Source organism: Erwinia sp., from assembly GCF_031978025.1.
Classification (GTDB): domain Bacteria; phylum Pseudomonadota; class Gammaproteobacteria; order Enterobacterales; family Enterobacteriaceae; genus Erwinia.
Window position 1 is genome coordinate 1 of the sequence record NZ_DALZCD010000240.1, and the last position, 6,703, is coordinate 6,703.

The 6,703-nt window shown below is 54.1% G+C and carries 7 protein-coding genes, 3 tRNA genes and 1 other RNA gene; all 11 read right to left on the reverse strand.

Features of this window, described 5'->3' with window-relative positions; genetic code table 11:
- Window positions 1–2: 2 nt before the first annotated feature.
- Window positions 3–78 (reverse strand) — tRNA-Lys (locus RTK32_RS16895).
- Between the two features lie 67 nt (window positions 79–145).
- Window positions 146–221, reverse strand: a tRNA-Lys gene (locus RTK32_RS16900).
- A gap of 25 nt (window positions 222–246) precedes the next feature.
- A non-coding RNA gene (locus tag RTK32_RS16905) (RtT sRNA) lies at window positions 247–370 on the reverse strand.
- A gap of 13 nt (window positions 371–383) precedes the next feature.
- Window positions 384–459: transfer RNA gene (locus tag RTK32_RS16910), tRNA-Lys, on the reverse strand.
- A gap of 153 nt (window positions 460–612) precedes the next feature.
- Entirely contained in the window at window positions 613–1,395 is a 783-nt protein-coding gene (gene cpoB, locus RTK32_RS16915) for a cell division protein CpoB (RefSeq protein WP_312046012.1), read from the reverse strand.
- A gap of 9 nt (window positions 1,396–1,404) precedes the next feature.
- Window positions 1,405–1,935: a peptidoglycan-associated lipoprotein Pal gene (gene pal / locus RTK32_RS16920; protein WP_312046014.1), complete on the reverse strand. Its 531-nt coding sequence runs from the start codon at window positions 1,933–1,935 to the stop codon at window positions 1,405–1,407.
- Window positions 1,936–1,977: 42 nt separating this feature from the next.
- Window positions 1,978–3,270, reverse strand: a complete 1,293-nt coding sequence (tolB, locus tag RTK32_RS16925; RefSeq protein WP_312046016.1) for a Tol-Pal system beta propeller repeat protein TolB — start codon at window positions 3,268–3,270, stop codon at window positions 1,978–1,980.
- A gap of 133 nt (window positions 3,271–3,403) precedes the next feature.
- Window positions 3,404–4,846 carry a cell envelope integrity protein TolA gene (gene tolA / locus RTK32_RS16930; RefSeq protein ID WP_312046017.1) on the reverse strand — a complete coding sequence of 481 codons (1,443 nt, stop codon included), beginning with the start codon at window positions 4,844–4,846 and terminating at the stop codon, window positions 3,404–3,406.
- Window positions 4,847–4,872: 26 nt separating this feature from the next.
- The gene (gene tolR / locus RTK32_RS16935; protein ID WP_312046019.1) at window positions 4,873–5,301 is read right to left on the reverse strand and encodes a colicin uptake protein TolR; all 429 of its coding nucleotides are present in this window, start codon (window positions 5,299–5,301) and stop codon (window positions 4,873–4,875) included.
- Window positions 5,302–5,310: 9 nt separating this feature from the next.
- The gene (tolQ, locus tag RTK32_RS16940; protein WP_312046021.1) at window positions 5,311–5,988 is read right to left on the reverse strand and encodes a Tol-Pal system protein TolQ; all 678 of its coding nucleotides are present in this window, start codon (window positions 5,986–5,988) and stop codon (window positions 5,311–5,313) included.
- 5 nt (window positions 5,989–5,993) lie between these two features.
- On the reverse strand, window positions 5,994–6,389 hold the full coding sequence (ybgC, locus tag RTK32_RS16945) for a tol-pal system-associated acyl-CoA thioesterase (protein WP_301289557.1): 396 nt from the start codon (window positions 6,387–6,389) through the stop codon (window positions 5,994–5,996).
- Window positions 6,390–6,703: the final 314 nt, after the last annotated feature.

Genomic DNA, 6,703 nt, shown 5'->3' on the forward strand with positions numbered 1-6,703 from the left:
AGTGGTGGGTCGTGCAGGATTCGAACCTGCGACCAATTGATTAAAAGTCAACTGCTCTACCAACTGAGCTAACGACCCGCTCTGTACTGCTCGCCGCTATGATCTCTTTTCAACCCTGAAGGCGGAAAAGCTGCCACTTAAAAAGTGGTGGGTCGTGCAGGATTCGAACCTGCGACCAATTGATTAAAAGTCAACTGCTCTACCAACTGAGCTAACGACCCGCATCATGCGGTACTGCTTAATTAGTGGTGGGTCGTGCAGGATGACTCGGCGTCCCTCGGCCTGACGGCCCGTTGCTTATGGCAACGTTGTTTCGCTTCGCTCAACCGAACCTGCTGCAGGTTCAAATCCTTTACGCCTTACTGCTGGGACCACTTAAACAGTGGTGGGTCGTGCAGGATTCGAACCTGCGACCAATTGATTAAAAGTCAACTGCTCTACCAACTGAGCTAACGACCCACTTTTACGCTGTCAGAACGTTTTAACATATGTCCCGGCAACGGCGGCATATATTACTGATTTACCGTTTCAGCGCAACCACTATTTTCAGATAACTTGTTCAACTGCCTGAGTTTCACCCGACCGGGCCATAAATCAGGCAAAAGCGGTTAATTACAGCGCAGCCGCACGCTTCTGTGCCTGTTTCGCCGCATCGCTGTTCGGATAGAGTTTGCTCACCTGCTGGTAGACGGCTTTCGCTTTCGCGCTGTCGCCCTTCTCCTGCATGATCACACCCACTTTATACAAAGCATCCGCACTTTTCGGCGACTTGGGGTAATTTTTTACCACGGTGGCAAAATAGTAGGCCGCGTCGTCTTTTTTACCCTTGTTGTAATTCAGCTGTCCCAGCCAGTAATTGGCATTAGGCTGGTAAGTTGAATCCGGATATTTCTTGATAAAAGCCTGAAACGCCGCGATAGCCTGATCGTTCTGCTTTTTCTCCAGTACCAGCGCCACAGCGGCATTGTAATCGCTGTTGGCGTCGCCGCCCTGTGCTGGTGCTGCAGAAGCGTTGTCGCTCGCTGTAGCGCCTTCTGCAGCCGCCGGAGCCGCATCGCCAGAAGCCGCCTGAGGCTGAGACGCGCCGCTGCTTAGCTTATCTAACTGCTGATACAGGTCCTTCTGGCGTTCAGTAGCCTGGTTAAGCTGATACTGATTCTCCTGAATTTGCCCGCGCAGCGAGTCAATATCGCGCTGGTTGTCGGAAAGCTGCTGTTGGAATTGCTGAAGAAGCTGTGCCTGAGCATTAGAGATGCGCTCAAGCGAGGTGACGCGGTCTTCGACCGAGCCTGAACCCACGTTACTGATTGACGCCTGGGCATTAGCGGCCCAGGGGGCCGCTACGCCAACCAGTAACGACAGACTCAGCAAGTGAAGTCTGAAGTTACTAATCATGTGATTCTCTTAGTATACCAGTACGGCACGACGGTTTTTGGCGTAAGCCGATTCGTCGTGGCCCAGTACGGCTGGCTTCTCTTTACCGTAAGAAACGATAGAGATCTGGTCAGCAGAAACACCTTTACCCTGCAGGTACATTTTAACAGCAGTAGCACGACGTTCGCCCAGGGCGATGTTGTACTCTGGCGTACCGCGTTCATCCGCATGACCTTCTACAGTCACTTTGTAAGACGGGTTGCTGCGCAGGAAAGTCGCGTGCGCGTCCAGCATCTGAGCGAACTCAGACTGGATGTCAAACTTATCCAGGCCGAAGTACACGATGTTGTTACGTTGCAGCTGCTGCATCTGCAGGCGTGCCTGCTCGTCGGAGGACATATTTCCGCCGTTCATGCCGCTGTTCATGCCGCCGTTGGCGTCGTCGCCCATACCCATACCGCTGGTCTGGTCGTTGTTGTTGTTTTTGTGTGAGCTACATGCAGCCACTGCGATAACTGGCAGTGCCAGCATTAAGCCTTTCAGCACTTTATTCAGTTGCATTTCTACAATCCTATTATTGTTTGCCATACATATTTATATGCATCACAGATACGGCGACCAGGCAGGTGATTTTACCTGTCCATCAGTAGCCGGAAGACGCGCTTTGAAACGTCCGTCAGTCGACACCAGCTGCAGAACAGATCCCATGCCCTGAGTAGCGCTGTAGATAACCATTGTGCCATTTGGTGCCAGACTTGGCGTTTCATCCAGGAACGTGTCCGTTAATTGTTGAACGGCTCCCGTTTCCAGATCTTGTCTGGCGATATGTTGTGCACCACCGTTGGTGCTAACCATCACCAGAGATTTTCCATCGGTGCTTACATCGGCGTTCTGGTTCTGAGAGCCTTCCCAGGTCAGACGCTGCGGCGCGCCGCCGTTTACACCAATTTTATAAATTTGCGGACGACCAGCCTGATCCGAGGTATAAGCCAGCGTCTGGCTGTCCGGGAACCAGGTCGGTTCAGTACTGTTGTAGCGTCCATCGGTAATCTGGCGGATCTGACCTGAACCTAAGTCCATCACGTAAAGATTCATGCTGCCCGATTTCGACAAAGTGAAAGCCAGCTTGCTGCCGTCAGGCGAGAAGGCAGGCGCGCCGTTGTGACGAGGGAAAGAGGCAACCTGACGGATAGCGCCGTTTGCCAGAGTCTGGATCACCAGCGCCGATTTGCCACTCTCAAACGTGACGTAGGCCAGCTTGCTGCCGTCTTTCGACCACGCCGGAGACATCAGCGGCTCAGGAGAACGATGCACCACAAACTGGTTATAACCGTCATAGTCGGAAACACGCAGCTCATACGGGAACTGTCCGCCGTTAGTCTGTACCACGTAAGCGATACGGGTACGGAACGCACCTTTAATGCCGGTCAGCTTTTCAAAGGCTTCATCACTGGCCGTATGCGCGGCATAGCGCAGCCACTGTTTAGTCACTTTGTACTGATTCTGCGCCAGCACGGTACCCGGATTCCCGGAGGTATCCACCAGCTGGTAAGAAACGGTATAACTCCCGTCTGCGCCAGGCTGGATCTGTCCGACTACCACGGCATCAATACCCAGTGCGGTCCAGGCAGCAGGCTGAACTTCTGCGGCGGTACCAGGCTGCTGTGGCAGACGAGCGCGATCCAGCGGATTGAACTTGCCGCTGTTGCGTAAATCTGCCGCCACGATGCCGCCAACATCTTCCGGAGCCGCGCCCGGGCCAGCCCATTTAAACGGGACGACCCCAATAGGCCGCGCCGTATTGACGCCCTGGGTAATTTCAATACGAACTTCTGCATGCGCCATAGCGACAAACAGCATCAGGAAACTTATTGCTACACGTAATGCCTGCTTCATCTTCTCTCCCTTACCTGAACGCTACGTCCACGATAATTAGCAGTGTTTCAACAAACCAATGGTGCATCTATAGAGTACGGCAAGTTGACCATAGTTCAACCTGCCGCTTTCTGGCATATTCTTACAACTAATCTTACGGTTTGAAGATTAACGTCGCCTCTTTTACCGCCTGATAAACATCCGTGCTTGGCGGTTTCGGGATCCTCGCCATGCGGGCGGCGTTGATAGCAGCCTGACACAGCGCCGGATCGCCGCCTGCTGGCGTAGCCGAAATCAACAATCCGTCCGGTGCCAGCTTGATATGCACGTTGCAGGTGCGCCCTTTAAACGTATCCGCGTCATAAAACTTGCTCTGGATAGCGCTCTGTACCAGGCCCAGATAGCTGTCGATAGCGGCGCCGGAAGCGCCTGACTTCTTCTGGTTGCCCTGCCCCGCCGCACCCGCACCGCCGGTCTTGCCTTCTTTCGGCGCATTTTTGCCGGAAGTCAGCCCGCCCAGCAGATCGTTGACGTCGCTGCTTTCTTTAGCAGCTTCTCCTGCGGCTTTTTTCTTCGCGTCGGCAGCGGCTTTCGCTTTTGCAGCCGCATCTGCTTTGGCTTTTGCCGCGGCTTCCGCTTTGGCTTCCGCTTTGGCTTTTGCCGCCGCTTCGGCTTTCTCTTTGGCTGCTTCGGCGGCTTTCTCTTTGGCTGCCTCGGCGGCTTTCTCTTTGGCTGCCTCGGCGGCTTTTTCCTTCGCTGCCTCAGCCGCCTTTTCTTTCGCTTCTTTCGCCTGCTGCGCCGCTTTCTCTTTGGCTTCTTCGGCGGCCTGTTCTTTCGCCGCCTTCGCGTCGGCAGCAACCTGAGCTTTTGCATCGGCCTGCGCTTTGGCTTTCGCCTCCTGCGCGGCCTTCACTTTAGCCGCCTGCGCGGCCGCGGCCGCTTTTTCTTCTGCTTCTTTTTTGGCATCCGCTGCGGCTTTTTTCGCTTCGGCTTCCGCTTTTTTCTGCGCGTCCGCGGCCGCTTTGGCCTGTGCATCGGCCTGCGCTTTGGCATCCGCCTGGGCTTTGGCTTTCGCTTCTGCCGCCGCAGCCGCTTTAGCATCTGCCTGCGCTTTCGCTTCTGCTTTAGCCTGCGCCGCTGCCTGTTTCTGCTGCTCGGCCGCCTGCTTTGCCGCTTCTTCAGCTTTTTCCGCTTTTTGCTGTTCCGCGGCCTGCTTCGCCGCTTCTTCTGCTTTTTTCTGTTCCGCCGCTTCCTGCTGTGCCTGCAGCCGCTCTTTTTCGAGCGCTTTCAGACGTTGCTGTTCCGCGGCCTGCTTCTGCTGAAGTTCTTCCGCCTGCTGCTTCGCCTGTTTCTGGCGCTGCTGCTCGGCGCGTTGGCTGTCGCTCTGCTGATTCTGTTGGCGGTTATACTGCTCTACGATAGCACCAGGATCGACCATGACGGCATCAATGTCGCTGCCCCCGCCGCCGCCGCTGCTGGCGTCGATATGTTCGTCAAACGAGCTCCAGATCAGTAATCCAATCAAAAAGATATGCAGGATGACTGAAACAATGATGGCGCGTTTTAACTTATCGTTCTGTTCGGTTACCTTCGACACTTTCGATTCCCAAAAACGGTCCGAAATTAAATCGGCTGCGTCATTAATCCGACCGATTTCACGCCCGCCTGATGCAGCAGGTTGAGCGCCTTGATGATCTCATCGTAAGGCACCTCTTTCGCGCCGCCGATCAGAAACACCGTCTTCGGATTAGCTTCAATGCGGCGCTGCGCCTCGGCGACGACCTGCTCCGGCGGCAGCTGCTCCATGCGATCGTGATCGACCACCAGGCTGTATTGTCCGACGCCCGCCACTTCCACAATTACCGGCGGGTTATCGTCGCTGGAGACCGTTTTGGAATCCGTTGCGTCCGGCAGATCCACCTCTACGCTCTGAGTGATGATCGGTGCCGTCGCCATAAAGATCAGCAGCAGTACCAGCAGAACGTCGAGCAGCGGAACAATATTGATTTCGGACTTCAGGTCGCGTTTACGGCGACCGCGCGTTCTGGCCATAGGTCACTCCTACCTGCTGTTCTCGCTGGAGAAAGCCTGACGGTGCAGAATAGCGGTGAACTCTTCCATAAAGTTATCGTAATTCTGCTCCAGCTTGTTTACGCGCTGGTTGAGGCGGTTATAGGCCATGACCGCCGGAATAGCAGCGAACAGACCGATAGCGGTCGCGATCAGCGCTTCAGCAATACCCGGCGCAACCATTTGCAGCGTGGCCTGTTTCACCGCGCCCAGCGCGATAAAAGCGTGCATGATGCCCCAAACCGTACCAAACAGACCGATATAAGGACTGATGGAGCCGACCGTGCCCAGGAACGGAATATGGTTTTCCAACGCTTCCAGCTCACGGTTTAGCGAAATGCGCATGGCACGCGTGGCGCCTTCCACGACCGCTTCCGGCGCATGGTTGTTAGCCCGGTGCAGGCGCGCAAACTCTTTAAAGCCCGCGTAGAAAATTTGTTCGGAACCGGCCAGTTCATCACGGCGCGCCTGGCTTTCCTGATAAAGACGCGACAGCTCAATACCCGACCAGAATTTGTCTTCAAATGCGTCAGCTTCACGGCCTGCTGCATTCAGAATACGGGTGCGCTGAATAATAATTGCCCAAGAGGCAATGGAAAAGCCAATCAAAATCAACATGATAAGTTTGACCAGAAGGCTCGCCTTCAGGAACAAATCAAGAATGTTCATGTCAGTCACTGCTTGAACTCCGCGACAATAGACTTGGGAAGCGCAATGGGCTTCATCAGATGTGGATTGATGCAGGCGATCAGGACTTCCGCTTCATTCAGCGTCCGGCCTTCTGCATTAACAATACGTTGTGCGAATGTCATGGTCGTTCTGGTCATGTTGACGACCTCGCTCTGCACCTCAAGAAGTTCATCAAGACGTGCGGCAGCCAGGTAATCAACCGTGAGACGACGCACGACAAAACCGACCTGCTGTTCCAGCAGCGTTTGTTGACTAAAATGGTGCTGGCGCAGCATCTCGGTTCGTGCCCGTTCATAAAAAGCGACATAGCTGGCGTGGTAAACCACACCACCGGCATCGGTGTCTTCATAGTAGACACGCACCGGCCATCGAAAAAGCATTGTACTCACTCTACATCCCGGTATAACTTTTTAAACGTTGCTACTATACGCAAGAGCATACGCCTTTGGAATGGATTGCCAGAGGCTAAACAAAATAATTATCCTGCGGAAACACTTGTGCGGATTTAAAGTGAAAACTTAAACATTTACTGACATAACTCAGGGGAAATAAAACCGGGGTTGACGAAGGCGTATGACGACAGCGTGAGATAAAAACGGACCGGCGCACCGGTCCATTCTCCTCCCACCTTTTTAAGGCAGGAAACGGGCATTTCTAATCGTTTTTATCGAGATGCTCAATAGCCAGCGCGGTA